The organism is Roseibium denhamense (genome assembly GCF_009711415.1).
Lineage (GTDB): Bacteria > Pseudomonadota > Alphaproteobacteria > Rhizobiales > Stappiaceae > Roseibium > Roseibium denhamense.
The window spans coordinates 12,710-28,050 of sequence record NZ_SMLZ01000087.1 but is presented as its reverse complement, the minus strand read 5'-3'; the positions used below and the strand labels follow the sequence as shown (position 1 = coordinate 28,050).

Here is a 15,341-nt window from a genome sequence, read left to right as displayed (position 1 = left end):
GCGTAGATGTTAGCTCCTCCTGCTGAAACACCTGAGCAGAATTGCGGCGGTCCCTAAAAAGCTTCCTCTCATCAACAAGGAAAAAGCCAGCCCGCATAAGCGGACTGGCAGGCTGCATAAGGCTTATGGAAGCCTTCTGGGGAGTTCGAGATTTCGGATTAGCGCTTTGACGCCTCCAACACGTCGTCGAGTGTGCGCAAGCCGGTCGTCGGGGCGCAGACCAGAACCGACATGTTGCCCGGGGCGTGTTCGTTCCTCCACATCTTGGTATGGGCCTGCGGGATCTGGTCCCACGGGAAGACCTCCGACATGTATGGATCGATCCGGCGTTCCACCATCAGCTTGTTTGCGGCTGACGCTTGCTGAAGATGGGCGAAGTGCGACCCTTGCAGGCGTTTTTGGTGCATCCACATGTAGCGAACATCAAATGTTGTGTTGAAGCCGGATGTTCCGGCGCAGATCACGACCATGCCGCCTTTTTTGCAGACGAATGTCGACACTGGGAATGTGGCTTCCCCCGGGTGCTCAAAGACGATGTCGACATTGTTGCCTTTTCCGGTGATGTCCCAGATGGCCTTGCCGAAACGGCGGGCCTCCTTGAACCATTCCCCGTATTCGGGCGAACCGACTTTCGGCAACTGACCCCAGCATTTGAAGTCCTTGCGGTTGATCACGCCTTTTGCACCGAGATCCATCACGAATTGGCGCTTGTCCTCATCGGAAATCACACCAATCGCATTGGCACCGGCCGTGTTGATCAGCTGAATGGCATAGGAGCCCAGCCCGCCCGAGGCGCCCCAGACCAGAACATTCTGGCCGGGTTTGAGTTCGTGCGGATGGTGGCCGAACAGCATTCTGTAGGCGGTCGCCAGGGTCAGGGTGTAGCAGGCGCTTTCTTCCCAGGTCAGGTGTTTCGGGCGCGCCATAAGCTGTTGCGCCTGGACCCTGGTAAACTGTGAGAAAGAGCCATCCGGTGTCTCATATCCCCAAATCCTCTGGGTGGGCGAGAACATCGGGTCGCCGCCATTGCACTCTTCGTCGTCCCCGTCATCCTGATTGCAGTGGATGACGACTTCATCGCCGACCTTCCAGCGTTTGACCTTGTCGCCGACCGCCCAAACGATTCCGGACGCATCAGACCCGGCAACATGGAAGGGGGCGCCGTGGCCGTCGAACGGGCTGATTGGTTCGCCAAGGCCTGCCCAGATGCCATTGTAGTTGACGCCGGCGGCCATCACGAGCACGAGAACTTCGTGGCTGTCCAGCTCCCATGTTGGGACGACTTCCACTTTCATGGCGTCTTCGGGGGCACCGTGCCGGTCCCGCCGGATGGCCCAGGCATACATGTTTTTCGGCACGTGCCCGAGGGGCGGAATTTCACCGATTTCGTAAAGATCTTTCACCGGAGCATCTCCAAGCGTACGATTGTCGTTGGCTTCGGCTGTTGCTGTCATTCTCCCCTCCCAGGGCGTGTTCAATGGCCTTAGAATTTCGCAAGCGCAAAAAAGTTGCCGGCTGGAAACCGGCTTTTGCGCAACTATTGTTCAAAATTGAAGCGTCATCTATACGACTATTGCTTAACTTGCGTTTTGATGCCAAGCATATTTTGCATTGCGAGAGAAATCTTGCGCGCACGTAAGGTCCGCCACGGGGCGGCTTGTGAAAAGACGGACCGCGTACGCGCCGCTGACAGTGAGAATAGTCGAGGCAGTTGAGTGCCTTAGGAGGAGAGCCAAGATGAGTGCAACAGGCCAGGGCAAGCAGGAGCGGGATCGTCCTTGGATCTTCCGCACGTATGCCGGACACTCGACGGCTGCCGAATCGAATAAGTTGTACCGGGGAAATCTCGCCAAAGGCCAGACCGGCCTGTCCGTTGCGTTCGACCTTCCAACACAGACCGGCTACGACCCGGATGATCTCCTGGCCAAGGGGGAAGTGGGCAAGGTTGGGGTGCCGGTTTCCCATTTGGGCGACATGCGCACGCTGTTTCACGAGATCCCGCTGGAGCGCATGAATACGTCCATGACGATCAATGCGACCGCTCCGTGGTTGTTGTCGCTTTATATCGCGGCGGCCGATGAGCAGGGCGCCGACCGCAGTTTGCTGTCCGGCACAACGCAGAATGACATCATCAAGGAGTATCTCTCGCGCGGAACCTACGTGTTCCCGCCGGCCCCCTCCTTGCGCCTGACAACGGATGTGATCGCCTGGACCTACTCCAACATGCCCAAGTGGAACCCCATGAATGTGTGTTCCTATCACTTGCAGGAGGCAGGTGCGACGCCGGTGCAGGAGCTGTCTTTTGCGCTCGCGACCGCGGTTGCCATTCTCGACAATCTGAAAGCCGGCGGGGCGATCCCGGAAGAGGACTTTCCCAAAGCCGTCGGCCGGATCTCGTTTTTCGTCAATGCGGGCATGCGCTTCATCACCGAGATGTGCAAGATGCGCGCGTTTACCGAGCTCTGGGATGAGATCTGCCGGGAACGGTATGGCGTTGAGGACGAGCGTTACCGCCGCTTCCGCTATGGCGTTCAGGTCAACTCGCTTGGCCTGACGGAACAGCAGCCGGAAAACAACGTCTACCGCATCCTGATCGAAATGCTGGCGGTGGTGTTGTCCAAAAATGCCCGTGCAAGAGCGGTTCAATTGCCGGCCTGGAACGAGGCGCTCGGCCTGCCGCGCCCGTTTGACCAGCAGTGGTCCTTGCGGATGCAGCAGATCGTCGCCTATGAGACCGACCTGCTGGACTATGCCGATATCTTCGATGGGTCCGAAGAAATTACCCGCAAGGTCGAGGCCTTGAAGGATGAGGCCCGTTCGGAGCTGAAGCGGATCGATGACATGGGCGGGGCCGTTGCCGCCGTTGAATCAAGTTACATGAAGCGCCAACTGGTGGACGCCAACTCCGAACGGCTGTCCGGAATTGAAACCGGCGACCAGGTTGTCGTTGGCGTGAACAAATATATTGAAAGCGAACCTTCTCCGCTCGCGGCGGGGGAAGACGGCGGAATTCTGACCGTTCCGGAACATGTTGAAGGCGAGGCAATTGAGAAAGTGAAAGCCTGGCGTGAGGCACGGGATCAGGCTGCGGTCGATGCCGCTCTCAAGGACTTGAGAGCCGCCGCCAGTGAAAACCGGAACATCATGGAGCCCTCCATTTCCGCTGCCAAGGTTGGGGTAACGACTGGCGAATGGGGCCGGACCTTGCGCGAAGTGTTTGGCGAATACCGCGCCCCGACGGGCGTCGGTAAAGCTGCCCGCGAAGAGGCCGGCGACCTGGATGCTGTCCGGCGGGATGTGGAGGCGGTCTCCGCGAAACTGGGACGCCGGCTGAAGTTTCTTGTCGGGAAGCCGGGACTCGACGGACATTCGAACGGGGCGGAACAGATTGCCGTGCGCGCAAGGGATTGCGGCATGGAAGTCGTCTATGAAGGCATTCGTCTCACACCAGCGCAAATCGTGAACGCTGCGGTGGAAGAAGACGTCCATGTGATCGGCTTGTCGATCCTGTCAGGGTCGCATCTGGCGCTGGTCCGGGATGTGCTGGACCGGCTCCGTGCGGCTGGAGCGGATGACATCCCGGTTGTGGTCGGCGGTATTATCCCCGACGAGGATGCGCGGGAAATGAAGGCTCAAGGCGTCGCGGCCGTTTATACGCCCAAGGATTTCCAGTTGACGGACATCATGGCCGATGTTGTGAAGATTGCCGGACACGCCGGTGAACGCGCTGCTTAAATACTTCCCGGCGGGTCTCGGTCGCACGCATCACGAAGCGGAAGCGTGTCTTATTGTCTGCTGTGACCGATTGGATTTTGGTTCCGCTACGTAAGTATTCGTTAACGAATTTTTCACATACTCTGTTAAGGCCGCCAGAAGGCGGTTATTCTGTGAAGGCCAGGAGGCCGAAATGGCGAACACGATTGAAAGGCCCAAGGGGCCGCAATCCGTGGCGCATGCGACAGAGTATCCAGCTGATCGCGACGGTCATGGTGCCGGTCAGCACAAAAAGCGTGACGCACAGCGCCCGGATCAGGAACCAGGGTCTTCCAACGAAGAGCCTGCGGTCCTCGTTGATGACCATCATTATGTCGACCATGCTCTTGATGGGGTTGCCGCATACCGGGCGACCGCCCTCAGTGTGCTCGAGCCTGGAATTGACCATGGTCCCGTTCAGCCCCTGCGCGGACCGGCCGGGTACACATCGGCCGATAATATCCGGCATGCCTATGAAGATCCGTCTGCAGACGAGGATGAGCATACGGTGAATGTTGCGACCTAGAGCAAATCGCATTTGATCGGTGTCGTCTTTCACTTTCTAAAATCAATGATTTCAACGCAAAAGACGACACATGATGAATCCGAAAGAATGCGACACGCGCTAAAGCCGGTAATTGAATTTCCGGCTCTCAAGTCTTGTGGTGATGACCCATGAATGATCTGCTTCGCGGAGCGTCTTAATCTGCCCGTCACCCTTGTATCTTCCGTAAAAGTGTTTCATATGGCCTCGATTACGTAGGTATACTTGGCTGGCGCTGGGTCCATTCAGGCCGGTCTTGCGGCTCAAGCCAAGGGGTAACGCCACTGTGGCCGATACGGTTCTGACGCTGGCGGCGACGAATCTTCTGTCGCCGATCATCCTGTTCTTTGCACTTGGTCTTGGCGCTGCGCTGGTGCGGTCCGATCTTTCGGTACCCGAAGCGGCAGCCAAAGCCCTATCGATCTATCTTTTGTTCGCCATCGGCTTCAAGGGTGGCGTCAGTGTGGCCTCGCATGGGGTCGACTCCACGCTCCTACTCTCGTTGGTCGCGGGCACGGTCCTTTCCTTTGCAATCCCCTTCGCAGCCTTTGGTCTGTTGCGGGTCATGACGCAGCTCGGCACGATCGATGCCGCCGCGGTTGCCGGTCACTACGGTTCGATTTCGATCGTCACCTTTGTGGCTGCCACATCCGTTTTGCAGAGCCAGGGAATTGCCAGCGAAGGTTACATGGTTGCTGTCGCAGCTGCGATGGAGGCCCCGGCCATCTTGTCGGCGCTCTGGATTGCGGCACGCTACTCCAGTCCGAAAGAGCAAGCGGATCAAGCACAAGATACCAAGGGTCTTTACCGTGAGATCCTCCTGAACGGATCGATCGTGCTGCTGCTCGGCTCCTTTGCAATCGGTCTGATCTCCGGGCCGAAGGGCCTGGCCGATATCGAGAGCTTCATCGTGTCTCCGTTCAAAGGCGTGTTGTGCCTGTTCCTGCTGGATATGGGCCTTGTCGCCGGGAGGGGGCTGAGGGCGAGTGCGCATCAGCTGCGCCCCGGGCTTATCCTGTTCGGTATCCTCATGCCGGTTCTCGGCTCGCTGGCCGGTCTTGCCGCAGCGCTGTTGATCGGCTTGTCGCCGGGCGGCACGGTTCTTCTCATGACCCTGTCTGCCTCCGCCTCTTACATCGCTGTCCCCGCGGCCATGCGTGTCGCCTTGCCAGATGCAAACCCGGCCATCTATCTGACCATGTCTCTCGGGATCACCTTCCCATTCAATCTGACAGTTGGTATCCCGCTTTACTTGACCATGGCGCAGGCGTTCGGAGGATAGACGCATGGAAATGAAACAGGCCAAGCGGGTGGAGATCACCATCGAAGCGCCGATGGAAAACCGTCTGACCGATTCCCTGGACCGTGCCGGGGTGACCGGCTACACGATCTTGCCGGTTCTGGGCGGAAGTGGCCGGTCCGGGCGTTGGAGCCGGGAGGGCCAGGTGTCGCGCGCGGGCGGCATGGTAACCATTATTTGCATCATCCGGCCTGAGCGGCTGGATCAGCTCCTGGAAGCCGCTTTCGGTGTTGTTGAGCGTCACATCGGTGTCGTTTGCGTTTCCGACTGCCAGGTCTTGCGCGCCGAACGGTTCTAAAAGGCATCTGGACAGTCCTTTAGCTGCATTGCTGAAGGCGTGTAAGTACTTCCCCTGATTGGGCGGGCAAAGACGATCCCGTAATACTGTTGGACTGCAATCAGATCAGCGGACACCAAACCGGAAACGGTTTGCCGTCCAACGCGGACCGATTGCTAAGCAGCCAGGCATCATTGGGTGTTTTCCTCAAGACCCGGTGGTTCTGGCGCGCCAAGTGGTAGGAGATCGCGGCGATGGCTTTCCCATCCGAACTGCTGAGCGGATACAGCCGTTATCTGAACAAGGGCTTTGTGCGCCACAAGGAAATCCAGGAACACCTGGCGATCTACGGTCAGACCCCGGACGTCATGGTGGTTTCCTGCTGCGATAGCCGCGTGACGCCGGAAGGTATCTTTGGGGCCGGTCCGGGCGAGCTGTTTGTCGTGCGTAATGTCGCCAATCTGGTTCCACCGTTCGAGGCCACCGAGGGCCAGCACGGTACAAGTGCAGCCATCGAGTATGGTGTGACGGGTCTTCATGTGAAGCACATCGTCGTCATGGGGCATTGCAAGTGCGGCGGCATTCAAGCCTTCCGGGAAAGTGCCAATCAGGATCACCCGCCGAGCGGGTTCATCGGCCGCTGGATCAAGCTCCTGGAACCGGCAGCCATCTCTATGGCTTGCATGCCGGTCGACAAGATTGAAGATCCGCAGCTGGCCATGGAATATGCCGGTGTCCGCCAGTCCTTGAAGAACCTGATGACTTTTCCGTTCATCAAAGAGGCTGTAGAACGCGGGGAGCTGCAGCTGCACGGCGCCTGGTTTGACATCGGGTCTGCGGAACTCCGGGTGATGGATCCGGCCACAGAGCGGTTTGAAACGGCAAACGGCCCGAAGGCAATTCCAATCCCCATTGCCGCGGCCGAATAAGGGGCCCGGCATGAGCGCCGATCCGGCCCTGTACAGGCGTATGGCCGCCTACAATCTCTGGATGAGCGAGAAACTATACGCTGCGTCGGGTCAGATGACCGACGAGGAGCGGAAGCGGGACCGGGGCGCCTTCTTCAAGTCCGTCCACTCGACATTGAACCATTTATTGTTTGCGGACCGCGCATGGATGAGCCGGTTTACAGGGCATCCTTATGAGATCAAGGGCATGGGTGTTGATCTTTACGCCGACTTTGGAGGCCTGAAATCGGCGCATCTGGCAATCGCCGGCGACATTATTGCCTTCACCGGAACGCTGACGCCGGAATGGCTGGCCGGGGAGCTGGAATGGACGAACACGCGCGGTCTCACCAAGGTCCGCCCGAAATGGCTCTTGGTGACCCACATGTTCAATCACCAGACGCATCATCGGGGCCAGATTTCGACGCTTTTAACCCAGGCCGGGATTGATATTGGTGTAACCGATCTGCCGTTCATGCCGGATTTGATGTAATGGCCGTTTCGGCAATTCCTTTTTACTGAGAATGGCTCCTGACCCTGGGAACACAAGATGCACCGGATCAGTGATTTTCCTATCTCCTATCGGATTCAGCGGACGACCAACGCGGCCGATCTGCCCAAAGGCACGGTCGAGCGCTACTCGGTGGTTGCCGATCAATCTGATCATTGCTTCGAGTTCCTGTTTTCGAAGCGGAGCATGATGGGCCGGACTGAGGTTACAAGCCATTCCGGGTCCAACGGGTCTCTTGAAGGCAAGACCGGTCTGGGCGGGATGAGCTGGGTCTTCATGGATAATAAGGCCCAAGCCGGGTACTTGAAAGCTCCCAATCTTGCATCAACGGGCTGGAAAGCGCAGATCCGCTCCGGGGCAGAGCTGGCGATGCTGGATGCAACCAAGCTGAAAGATCAGCTCCTGCGCAATGCCTTGAACGGCTGGCCGGATGCATACCATCTGATGAAAGGCGGCGAGATCATCGGTTACATCTCGCGGGAGCCGCGCAATCCCGAGCCGCCAAAGGGATTGTTTGGAAAGGTCCGGAGACTTTTTGCAGACTTTGACTGGGTTCTGAGGCTGCGCGCGGGCTTGGCGGACGACGATCTTTTGTCCGCATGCTGTTTGGCACTGGGCACAATCGTGATCACGGTGCCTTCTGACAGATCGTGACGCGCGGTGTCTTTTAAAAATTGATGCCCGAAAGCGTCAGTTTAAAAACAGCAATGCACTGCCCACAACAACCAGACCGGCACCGGCCCAGGCGCCAAGGGCCGGAATTTCTTTGGTCCGCCACCACAGCATCGGCAGCATGAGCGCGGGGGTGGTGGCCGAGAGCGTCGCGATAATGCCGACTTCGCCGCCTGTCAGGGCGAACAGGATCAGCGTCATGCCGATCCCCATCCCGATCAGGCCCGACAAGGCGACGACTGCAAGGATCGGCACGGTCATCTTTCCGGCCGGCTTGACCCAGGTGAATGGCAGCTGCGTGAGGACAATCAGACCAAGGGCTGCAACACCGACGCGGATACTGGAGGCGGCAACAGGGTCGGCGCCGGTTTCCATGACCGGTCGCGCAATCAGAGATCCGATGGACTGTGAGAGCGCAGCTGCCAGACCAAGCAGAACACCTGCCCACAAGGGGCCCTTGATGCTTTCCCATTGATGCAGCTGCGATGGCCGTTTTCCGAAGCGGATGGCCAGGAGAACACCCGCAAACGTAAGCGCAATTCCCGCAATCTGTATCGGCGTGAGCTCTTCCGACAGAAAGATCCAGCCCAGGATGACGGACATGGGGGCATTCAGCGAGAACAGCATGGCCGTCCGGCGCGGTCCCATGCGGTTCAAGGTCAGGAAAAGGGCGGTGTCGCCAAGAAAGATGCCAATGAAACCGGACAGGATCAGAGGCAGATAGTGGTCCGGGGTGATCGACGTCCAGCCCGTGGTCAGCGCCACATATCCGGCCAGCATCGCAAACACCAGGATCATGCGGATCTTGTTGAACGCGATGGCGCCAAGATGCTGGGATGGTGCGGCTGAAATCAGGCCGCCAATGGCCCACAAGGCGGCGGCGCCAACGGCAGCGGCTTCATAAATGAACACAGGCTGCTAGACCCCGCTGGTCTTGCTGGCGGCGGCGCCGGGTGTTCCGGTCCAAGCAGCGTCAAAGAAGGCGACTTCCAGAATGCACATTTGCCGGAACAGATCGGCGATTTTTTGCTGCTCTGAAGGAGGCAACGCAGCGCCGGTGTGGTCCATTTCCTCCCGGATCCAGTTGACGAAACTTTCAAAACCCTCAACGGCGTGAAGGTCGATCCATTCGGCGAGATAAAATTGTTCCGGGCGCGGCTTGCGGGCCTCCCGCAGCCCCCAGGTCAGGTAACACCATTCCGCGCAAAGCAAGCACGCCAGGCCCTCAGCATAGGTGCCCTGGCCAGCCGAAGACATCAACAGGTTGGCAAACGCACGTGTGACCGGTCCCTGCGCGGCGGTTTCATAAGTGGCCGGAGAAACCCCAAGCGCCTCGAACGAGCGCAGGAAGTAGTCGTTTTCCTCCGACGTCAACAACGCGAGAAATCCGGCGAGCCGCGCCTTGGAGCGCATCGACGGGGCCTTTGCCACCAGATAGCCGAGTGTCGCGGCAAGATCGGTTATGAAAGTATAGTCTTCAATGAGATAGCGCGCGTAGGCGTCTTCCGGCATCGTGCCGTCGCCGATGGCCTTGGTGAACACATGACCGGTGGCGGCGCTCCAGTGCGGTTCGGCGCGGTCGGCGAGCCAATCCGTGAACCTGGCATTGGGGTTAGCCAGCAGGAAATCCTGGAAGGACCCGGCGAATGCCTCGGTCATGAGATCAAACTCTGTGAATGAAGACGAACAAGAAGGCAGGGCAGTTAAAAACGGGCGCCCGAGGCGCCCGTCTAATCAGATTTAGGCAGCTGCCTTTTTCGGGGAGATCAAGCCACGGTTCACAAGAACCTCGGCGATCTGGACTGTGTTGAGCGCCGCACCTTTGCGCAGGTTGTCGGAAACCACCCACATGTTCAGCCCGTTCTCGACGGTCGCGTCTTCACGGATCCGGCTGATATAGGTCGCATCTTCACCGGCCGATTCGTAAGGCGTGATATAGCCGCCGTCTTCCTGCTTGTCGATGACGAGGCAACCGGGCGCTTCGCGCAGAATGTTGCGGGCTTCCTCGGCTGTAATCTCGTTTTCAAACTCGATGTTGACGCTTTCCGAGTGGCCGATGAAAACCGGCACGCGCACCGCGGTGCAGGTCACCTTGATCTTCGGATCAAGCATCTTCTTGGTTTCGGCCAGCACCTTCCATTCTTCCTTGGTGTAGCCGTCTTCCATGAAGCTGTCGATATGCGGGATCACGTTGAAGGCGATCCGCTTGGTGAATTTTTCCGGCTCGATCGGGTCGTTCACGAAAACCGCACGGGTCTGGTTGAACAGCTCTTCCATCGCGTCCTTGCCGCCGCCGGAAACCGACTGGTACGTGGAAACGACAACGCGCTTGATCTTGGCGTGATCATGAAGCGGCTTCAGAGCGACCACAAGCTGTGCAGTGGAGCAGTTTGGGTTGGCGATGATGTTCTTTTTGGTGAAGCCGGTAATGGCATCGGCATTCACTTCAGGAACGATCAACGGCACGTCCGCGTCATAGCGCCAGGCGGAAGAGTTGTCGATGACAACGCAGCCCTTGGCGCCGATCCTTGGGGACCATTCTTTGGAAATGGTGCCGCCAGCGGACATCAGGCAGATATCGGTATCGGAGAAGTCGTAATTCTCCATCGCCTGGACTTTCAGAGTTTTATCCCCGAAGGAGACTTCCGTTCCCTGAGAGCGGCGGGACGCCAGGGCGACAACTTCATCAGCCGGAAAGCCGCGCTCTGCGAGAATATCCAGCATCTCCCGGCCAACGTTTCCGGTTGCGCCAGCGATTGCGATCTTGAAACCCATTTTCGGTCTGGTCCTTATCCGTCTCCCCGCTTCGCCGGCTGCCCTGTTTCCGGACAGCCTTGGCTTTCAGCGCTCCCCATCCCCGGGGAGCACGGGATGAGCAGCACCTTAAGCGGTGGTCTTGGTGGTCTTTGTTGTGCGTTTATATGCGGTCGCGGCATGCGTCTTCGTCTCGCCGCGCAAAAAAGTTGCGCTGGCAAGAGCTTCGGACAACATATCCAGAATGTCGGCTTTCAGCCGTTTCATCGAAAACTCGCACGTTGGTTCACAAAAGACGGCGTGTTTTTGCCCGGAACGCTTGGGAAGTCAACCTGCAAAGATCACCTACGGCCAGGAAGGTGACCTTTGCCTGATATCGTGCTGTTTCGGCAACGGGCGTAAGCTGCGTCTTCTTATCCGAAAAGCCGGCCCGGTCCACGTCCTTTGGTCTCAAGTCCGGCCAGTTGCATCATGTGCCAGGCGAGCGCGGAGTTGGAACTGATCACTGGTTTGCCCAGTTTTGCTTCGCAGGCCTCGATGATCGGGAAAGTGCGCAGGTTGGTGCAGGACGCAAAAACGGCCTCAATGTCCGGAGCGTCGCCGACGGAACAGATTGCTGCTTCCACCGAGTCTGCGGCGATCCGCGCCACGACGGCTTCTTCCGATTGGCCGAAGGAACCAACTTTGTCTGCGGTGAAGCCGTTGTTTTCCAAAAGGGTCACCACGGCCTTGGAAACCTCGGCGATATATGGCGTAACAACGCCAATCTTTTTCACCTTCAGTTTCTGAAGCGCGGCTATGACCGCGGCGGCCGGATTGGTGACTTTGGCAGTCGGGTGGGCTTTTTGCACTGCCGCCGCGACGGTGTCCGATCCAATGATGGTTGATGCAGACGTGCAGCCATATCCAATGACATCCAGTGGGCGTGCGCTCGGCAGCAGGGCCGCCGTTCCGGTTAGCTGCTCTTTCATGCGCATCAGCGTATCCGGTGTGACGTCCGGTGCGCTCGGGATGCGCGCATGGTTGAGTGTGACGCCTTTTAAATCAAAAAGCGTCCGGAATTCGTTTTCCATTGTCTCGTCGGCTTGCAGAACAATCAGGCCGAAGGCGGCGCGTTGTGCAAGTCCGTCATCACAAACGAAGTTCAGATCCATCTCACCGCCCTTATCCGATCACCGGAATATCCGGCTCCGCAGGTGTGCTGAGAAACTCAGGCTCTCCGTCGCGGATGACGATATTTTCCTCGTGGACCATCATCTTGCCGCCGCCAAGCGACAGGCTTGGTTCCAGCGTGAGAACCATGCGTTCGCCCAGCTCAGTGTTGTCGAAATGGGTTAATGACGGCGTTTCGGTCAGCTGACTGCCGAGCCCGTGACCCATCCGGCCGACGTCGCTGTCACTCTGGCCGATGACCTCAATCATGGCCTTGAACAGATCAGCGCACGTCTTTCCGGGGCGCGCAATCGAGGCCGCCGCATGAGCCGCCTGCACAAGCGTCCGGTGGGCAGATTGAACGGTTTCGCTGGCATGGGTGATGGCATAGTTGCGGTCAAAATCGCAGAAATAGCCCTTCAGTGTCGCGCCTGTGTCGAGCATCAACACATCGCCGGACTGAAGCCTTTGCTCCGATGGGGGCGATATGACATCGCCGTAACCGCCTTGCCCGGCGCCGCCGACCAAATAGGGCACATCATCTGCGCCATTTTTGATGAGGTCGATTTTGAAGGCCCGAAAGGCCTCCTTCAAGGTCTGACCTTCATGAAACAAGCTGCCCGCGTTTCCGAAACTCTTGGAGCCAATCGCGCAAATTGTCTTCAGAATTGCGATTTCCGCTTCGGACTTGATCTGTCGCAGGGCATGGATCAGCGGGGAGGCATCAACGAACGTGGCATGGCGCAGCTTTGATGTCAGAAGACGGAAGTCCTTCAGCGGCATCCGCAAGACGCTTTCGCGGCCCATGGGCAGGCCGATTTTTTCTGAGCCGGTCAGGGCGTTGGCAAGTGCCGTAATGCCTTCATCATCAGGGTGGGGCGCCGCAAAGGTCCGGATGTCGTCGATCCAGGTGCTTGCCATCAAATGCGTGCCGATTTGCGGGATGACCGCGATTGGCTTTCCCGTTTTTGGGACGATTACAAACCACGGCCGGGCCGGGCTTTGCCAAAACAACGTTCGAAACCCGGTGAAATAGCGAACTTCCGGCTCTGTCATAAACAGGAGGGCGTCGAGCGACTGTTCGCTCATGAGTGTCTGCGCGCGTTCTGTTCTTTGCTCGAATTCGCTGGTGGCAAAGTCCAAATCAACCATCTTCCGGACCTTCGGACAAATAGCAGAGAACGCGGGAGGCGCTGTCGAGACCAAGTGCGGTCTTGTTTGCCTTGGCATGAAGAACGCCAGCGATGCCTGCGCCGCCGGACGGAGTGGTCTTGAGGCCATGTCCGGCGAGCCAATCGACCGCCTGCGATGCCTCGTCATCGGAAATCAGCGCGAAACCGTTTGCTTCACGGGCCAGATATTTCAATGCCAGATGGGAGGGCTCCTTGCAGTCGAGCCGGCCCATGTTGGAAACGGGGCCAGCGCCAACGGCAAGCCGGCCGGCTTCGATACTCGCCCAAAGAGCAGGCGCAGCGTCCGGTTCCACAATAATGATCTGCGGGGCGCCGCCCCAGGCAATCCTGGCACTCACGGCACATGCGGCAGCCATGCCACCAACACCGGCCTGCAAAAACACATGAGTTGGGGGTTCGGGCACCTGCGCTGCCACTTCATCCCCCATGATGAGATAGCCTTCCATCACATCATGGCCGGGTGTCGTCATTCCGGGCCAGGTGCTGTCCGGGAGGAGGTGCCAGCCATTTTCGGCGGCAAGCCGTTCAGCCTCCGCCATGCTCTCTTCGTAGATTTTGCCGGCACGAACGGCGTCGGCGCCCAGGGCTCTCAGCCTCTGGGCAAAGGCCTCCGGAACTGTCTCGGAAATGACAACCACGGCGTTTGCACCAAACCTCCGGGCGCCGGATGCCATGGACAGACCGTGGTTGCCGGCGCTGGCGCAAATAAAGGTGATGTCCGCGAGATCGGCCTTGTTTCCGCTTTCCGCCGTGCCGTTGCTGGCGGACTTCGCAATCGCATAACCGGCTCCCAGGGCCTTGAAGCTGCCGAGACCCATCCGGCTGCTCTCATCCTTGATATAAAGAGCGCCAAGGCCGAGCTCGGCCGCCATGGTCCGGTCATCGACGAGAGGTGTCGGGTCCTGGCCTTTGTAAGGGGCAAAGAGGGTCTTCGCTTGCTCCACCTCATGGGAAACATTGCCATCGGCAAGACCGGTCAAATCTGGCAGGCCTGTGCCTTTCCATGGATTGTTCTGAAACTGCATGCGGTCCTCATTTTTCTTTGCCGTACAGCATCAGGTCAAAGGCCTGCTGGCAAGGGCAATCTGCGCGAATCAGTGCGTGTCACAAATGGTCCGCCATTGCGGTGCCTGCAGCATTTTGCGTTTGTGTTTGCTGAAATATCAATATATCATGAATTATGGATATAAATGCAGCTCTCGGCGCTTTTGCAGCGCTCAGTCAAAAAACCCGGCTGGAGGTTTTCCGCCTCTTGATCAAATCAGGTGCAAACGGAATGACCGCCGGAGAAATCGGCGAAGATCTTGGCGTGAAGCAAAACACCATGTCGGCCAATCTATCCGTGTTGTTGCAGGCAGGCCTTGTCCGCAACACCCGCGAAGGCCGAACTATCCGGTACTACGCCGATCTAAGCGGAACCCAGGAACTGCTGACTTTCCTGGTGGCAGATTGTTGCGGCGGTCATCCGGAACTCTGCGCTCAAGTGATCGATGGCATCGCATGTGTCGAGGCCCAATAGCTTACAAAGGGAGATAACCATGTCAGAGGGTGTTTATAACGTGCTCTTCTTGTGCACTGGGAATTCAGCGCGTTCGATCATGGCTGAGGCCATCTTGAACCGGGACGGCCAAAGACGCTTCAAGGCCTATTCAGCGGGATCGCAGCCTGCGGGCGCAGTCCGTCCGGAAGCATTGCATCTGCTGCAGAAACTGAATTTCGTAACAGAGGGCTTGCGGTCCAAAAACTGGGACGAGTTTGCTGGCCCGGATGCACCGGTCATGGACTTTGTCTTTACGGTCTGTGACAACGCGGCCAAGGAAAGCTGTCCGGTTTGGCCGGGTCAGCCCATGTCCGCCCATTGGGGTGTTCCAGATCCGGTCGGTGCTGGGGGCAATGATGTCGAACATCAATTGGCTTACACCGAAGCTTTCCGGATGCTGAACAACCGGATTTCGATCTTTATGAATTTGCCCATGGATTCCTTGGACAAGCTTTCGCTTCAGAAAAAGCTGGACGAGATCGGCCAGGCGGTTGCCGAAACAGCCTGATATGTCAGGCGCCTGCCTCCGGCGGGATTATTCGTGTAGGGACGAGACCGGCCGCCGCGGATGCGGCGGCTTCAGGTCATGCTCGCGGACCAGCTTCTCTGGTCACCCAAGTTTAATTTCGTGAATGAACGGCCCGTTCGCCGGTACTTTCGGCCTTCGTGATCCCGTCAGTTTCGGCTGTCATCAAACC

The 15,341-nt window shown here is 58.1% G+C and carries 17 protein-coding genes; 9 read left to right on the top strand and 8 right to left on the bottom strand.

Annotation, left to right across the window (positions count from 1 at the left end):
- Window positions 1-158: 158 nt before the first annotated feature.
- Complete coding sequence (ccrA, locus tag E1180_RS02975) at window positions 159-1,454, bottom strand: crotonyl-CoA carboxylase/reductase (protein WP_155189602.1); 1,296 nt, start codon at window positions 1,452-1,454, stop codon at window positions 159-161.
- Between the two features lie 283 nt (window positions 1,455-1,737).
- Here ccrA and E1180_RS02970 point away from each other — a divergent pair, with 283 nt between their 5' ends.
- The 7 genes from E1180_RS02970 (at window position 1,738) to E1180_RS02940 (ending at window position 7,986) form a co-directional block, all read left to right on the top strand.
- Window positions 1,738-3,735: a protein meaA gene (locus tag E1180_RS02970; protein WP_155189601.1), complete on the top strand. Its 1,998-nt coding sequence runs from the start codon at window positions 1,738-1,740 to the stop codon at window positions 3,733-3,735.
- A 172-nt stretch (window positions 3,736-3,907) separates the two neighbouring features.
- Window positions 3,908-4,279: a hypothetical protein gene (locus E1180_RS02965; RefSeq protein ID WP_155189600.1), complete on the top strand. Its 372-nt coding sequence runs from the start codon at window positions 3,908-3,910 to the stop codon at window positions 4,277-4,279.
- A 304-nt stretch (window positions 4,280-4,583) separates the two neighbouring features.
- The gene (locus E1180_RS02960; RefSeq protein WP_283404563.1) at window positions 4,584-5,579 is read left to right on the top strand and encodes a sodium-dependent bicarbonate transport family permease; all 996 of its coding nucleotides are present in this window, start codon (window positions 4,584-4,586) and stop codon (window positions 5,577-5,579) included.
- A 4-nt stretch (window positions 5,580-5,583) separates the two neighbouring features.
- A complete protein-coding gene (locus tag E1180_RS02955; protein ID WP_155189598.1) occupies window positions 5,584-5,895 on the top strand; it encodes a P-II family nitrogen regulator in 312 nt (103 codons plus the stop codon).
- A gap of 233 nt (window positions 5,896-6,128) precedes the next feature.
- Entirely contained in the window at window positions 6,129-6,803 is a 675-nt protein-coding gene (locus tag E1180_RS02950; RefSeq protein ID WP_155189597.1) for a carbonic anhydrase, read from the top strand.
- Window positions 6,804-6,813: 10 nt separating this feature from the next.
- On the top strand, window positions 6,814-7,314 hold the full coding sequence (locus E1180_RS02945; protein WP_155189596.1) for a DinB family protein: 501 nt from the start codon (window positions 6,814-6,816) through the stop codon (window positions 7,312-7,314).
- Window positions 7,315-7,371: 57 nt separating this feature from the next.
- On the top strand, window positions 7,372-7,986 hold the full coding sequence (locus E1180_RS02940; RefSeq protein ID WP_155189595.1) for a hypothetical protein: 615 nt from the start codon (window positions 7,372-7,374) through the stop codon (window positions 7,984-7,986).
- A 36-nt stretch (window positions 7,987-8,022) separates the two neighbouring features.
- Here the strand turns inward: E1180_RS02940 and E1180_RS02935 are convergent, their stop codons facing one another.
- The 7 genes from E1180_RS02935 to E1180_RS02905 form a co-directional block, all read right to left on the bottom strand.
- Window positions 8,023-8,916, bottom strand: a complete 894-nt coding sequence (locus E1180_RS02935) for a DMT family transporter (protein WP_283404562.1) — start codon at window positions 8,914-8,916, stop codon at window positions 8,023-8,025.
- Between the two features lie 6 nt (window positions 8,917-8,922).
- Window positions 8,923-9,663, bottom strand: a complete 741-nt coding sequence (locus tag E1180_RS02930; protein WP_155189594.1) for a TenA family protein — start codon at window positions 9,661-9,663, stop codon at window positions 8,923-8,925.
- 81 nt (window positions 9,664-9,744) lie between these two features.
- On the bottom strand, window positions 9,745-10,779 hold the full coding sequence (locus E1180_RS02925) for an aspartate-semialdehyde dehydrogenase (RefSeq protein WP_155189593.1): 1,035 nt from the start codon (window positions 10,777-10,779) through the stop codon (window positions 9,745-9,747).
- 108 nt (window positions 10,780-10,887) lie between these two features.
- Window positions 10,888-11,025 (bottom strand): hypothetical protein, encoded by a 138-nt coding sequence (locus E1180_RS02920; protein ID WP_155189592.1) that lies wholly within the window; start codon window positions 11,023-11,025, stop codon window positions 10,888-10,890.
- 146 nt (window positions 11,026-11,171) lie between these two features.
- Window positions 11,172-11,912, bottom strand: coding sequence for a maleate cis-trans isomerase family protein (locus E1180_RS02915; RefSeq protein ID WP_155189591.1), 741 nt, complete (start codon window positions 11,910-11,912; stop codon window positions 11,172-11,174).
- Window positions 11,913-11,922: 10 nt separating this feature from the next.
- Complete coding sequence (locus E1180_RS02910) at window positions 11,923-13,062, bottom strand: M24 family metallopeptidase (protein WP_155189590.1); 1,140 nt, start codon at window positions 13,060-13,062, stop codon at window positions 11,923-11,925.
- Window positions 13,055-14,128: a pyridoxal-phosphate dependent enzyme gene (locus tag E1180_RS02905; protein WP_155189589.1), complete on the bottom strand. Its 1,074-nt coding sequence runs from the start codon at window positions 14,126-14,128 to the stop codon at window positions 13,055-13,057. The genes E1180_RS02910 and E1180_RS02905 overlap by 8 nt, the downstream gene beginning before the upstream one ends.
- A gap of 155 nt (window positions 14,129-14,283) precedes the next feature.
- Between E1180_RS02905 and E1180_RS02900 the strand changes: the two genes are divergently transcribed.
- Entirely contained in the window at window positions 14,284-14,622 is a 339-nt protein-coding gene (locus tag E1180_RS02900; protein WP_155189588.1) for an ArsR/SmtB family transcription factor, read from the top strand.
- Between the two features lie 19 nt (window positions 14,623-14,641).
- A complete protein-coding gene (locus E1180_RS02895; protein ID WP_155189587.1) occupies window positions 14,642-15,151 on the top strand; it encodes an arsenate reductase ArsC in 510 nt (169 codons plus the stop codon).
- Window positions 15,152-15,341: the final 190 nt, after the last annotated feature.